This is a genomic window from Aliterella sp. E5.1 (assembly GCF_057473825.1).
Genome location: NZ_JBYCCV010000231.1, coordinates 1 through 2,526, shown reverse-complemented (window position 1 = coordinate 2,526; position 2,526 = coordinate 1). Strand labels below are relative to the sequence as shown.

Here is a 2,526-nt window from a genome sequence, read left to right as displayed (position 1 = left end):
AACCACTAAGTTTTAGAAATATAGAAGTTATCCCTCTTTAGTCACTCTAGCCAAGTTAAAATAGGAACAAATTTCTCAAACACTTGTCAAAGGAATGGTTGAACCACGCGAAGCAGTCAGAACCGTTAGGTTCATTGACAACTACTGTACCGTCTATCGAGATTTGTTTGTTGATGTACGAAGTTTCGAGGCATTCAAGTATTTGCATCTGGGCCTGATCTCAGAGCTTCCTCGTAAATCTCTGCCTGCAATTGCCAAAGCAGTGGGATTGCCTAATGAGCAAGTGTTACACCATTTCCTCACCGAATCGCCTTGGGATGTCGCAAGCTTGAGAAACCAGAGATTGTCCCTGATTTTGCAACAGCTACAAGGACGCTCGATTGTCCTAGTGATTGATGACACTGGAGATAGAAAAAAGGGCAAGACAACTGATTATGTGGCTCGACAATACATCGGTAACTTAGGCAAAATTGACAACGGTATTGTCTCGGTCAACGCCTATGGAGTGCTAGAGGGCATGACCTTTCCCCTAGCGTTCAAAGTCTTCAAGCCCCAAAGGCGACTCAAAGCACAAGACACCTACAAAACCAAGCTTCAACTGGCTCAAGAAATCATTCAAGAACTGCAAGCCTTTGGGTTTAAGTTTGAGCTGGTTTTAGCAGACAGTCTCTATGGAGAATGCCATCCATTTGTCAGCCTACTGCAGCAATTTGAGCTGAAGTTCATTGTGGCAATTCGCAGCAATCATGGAGTGTGGATGCCGAGGGAGCAACGAATTAGGTATAGCCGTTGGAAAGCCTTTGAGCGTATTTTCTCCAATGGCAAGAGCGAAGTTCGCTATCTCCAAGAAATCATCTTTGGCAAACGTCGGACCCTGCGCTATTGGACTATCACAACTGACCCACTCAACTTGCCTGAAAATTCGACTTGGTTTTTGATGAGTAACTTGCCTAAAGCGTCGGATCAAGCAGTAGGCAATCTCTATGGTTTGAGAACTTGGGTTGAGTATGGTTTTAAGCAGTGCAAAAACCATCTAGGTTGGGCAGATTTTCGTTTGACCAGTTATGAGCAAATTGAGCGCTGGTGGGAAGTGGTCTCAAGTGCTTACTTGATGGTCACTCTTCAGTTTGGTGGTCTCGATTCTAGTGACGATCAAGGCAGCGGGCAACAACAAGCGGGGTTGCTCGACAAGTTTAGCCAGCATCCTTGGTGGAATCAGACCCAGGGTTGGAAACATCGGCTCAACAATTTGCAGTTAGTTATCCAACCGTATGTCTACTTCTGTCTAATCAAGCCTTGGCTCAAGGTGTTTGAAATTCCCCCACTCAAAACTGGATTCGGTAGACTGATTGCCATCATGAATGAGTTCCAAGGTTGGATACCGACCAAAGAGCAACAGGCAAATTTGTTATTTTCCTCTGCCTAGACTGATGAAAGCTGTCCAAGAGCAATCCTGCTCCTTATGTGTGGGAGAAACAGCATTTCGCTGGGCCATCTTCTAACCTGATGAAGTGCCTTGACAGTTAAGACCGACCCCTCACTGATGTACTTGACTCGTATGAAAGCTTGGTTCTGGACTGGGACGGTTATGACATTGGTGAAGTGAACCATCACTATCCCGTTTAGGAGACTCTATCGTCCGTCAATCCAGGTCAAGGTGCACTTGTTTGTCCTGCAAGGTAAAAAGATCTATGCGCTCAAAACGACAAGCTTCATCTCAGTTAGAACCCATCAATGCGAATGCAGCCGGAATTGACATCGGTTCCCAAACTCATTGGGTCTGTGTTCCCGCAGAGTGCGCCGGAGAGAATATCAGGAGCTTTGGCTGTTTTACATCGGACTTGTATGCTCTAGCAGATTGGCTACAAGAGTGTAGGGTTGAGAGCGTAGCAATGGAATCAACCGGAGTTTACTGGCTTGCGCTGTTCCAAATTCTTGAAACTCGTGGCTTAGAGGTCAAATTAGTCAATGCTCATCATGTCAAAACCTTACCAGGTCGCAAAAGTGATGTTCTTGACTGCCAATGGATACAGCAGTTACACAGCTATGGTCTGCTTTCAGCTTCCTTTCGTCCTGATGACCAGGTTTGTGTCCTCAGAAGCTACATCCGACAAAGAGATAACCTGGTGCGAAGTGCCTGTGTGCACATCCAACGGATACAGAAGGCACTCACTCAAATGAATGTGCTATTGCATCAAGTTGTCAGCGACATCACAGGCACGACAGGCATGGCAATTATTCGAGCGATTGTTGCTGGAGAGCATGACCCACAAACCTTAGCTGCTCTACGACATCCTCGTAGTCGCCGCAGTGCTACCGAAATTGCTCAGGCCCTACAAGGTGATTACCGCCCAGAGCATTTATTTATTTTGCAGCAAGAACTCGCCCTCTATGATGCTTATCAGGTTCAAATTGCAGCCTGTGATGCTCAAGTCGAGCAGTGTCTATCGACCTTTGAATCCCCCTCACAGATGCCCCTGCCAGCTACCGGTTCTCCTCGCCGGAAACCTCAAGATAATCAGCCTG

The 2,526-nt window shown here is 46.5% G+C and carries 2 protein-coding genes; both read left to right on the top strand.

The genetic code is table 11. The features are described 5' to 3' along the window. The first annotated feature begins 94 nt into the window (after nt 1-94). The gene (locus AC2VE5_RS25530) at nt 95-1,426 is read left to right on the top strand and encodes an IS701 family transposase (RefSeq protein WP_486890387.1); all 1,332 of its coding nucleotides are present in this window, start codon (nt 95-97) and stop codon (nt 1,424-1,426) included. A 265-nt stretch (nt 1,427-1,691) separates the two neighbouring features. Next, nucleotides 1,692-2,526, top strand: an 835-nt coding sequence (locus AC2VE5_RS25525) for an IS110 family RNA-guided transposase (RefSeq protein WP_486890386.1), incomplete at its 3' end; no start/stop codon positions are given.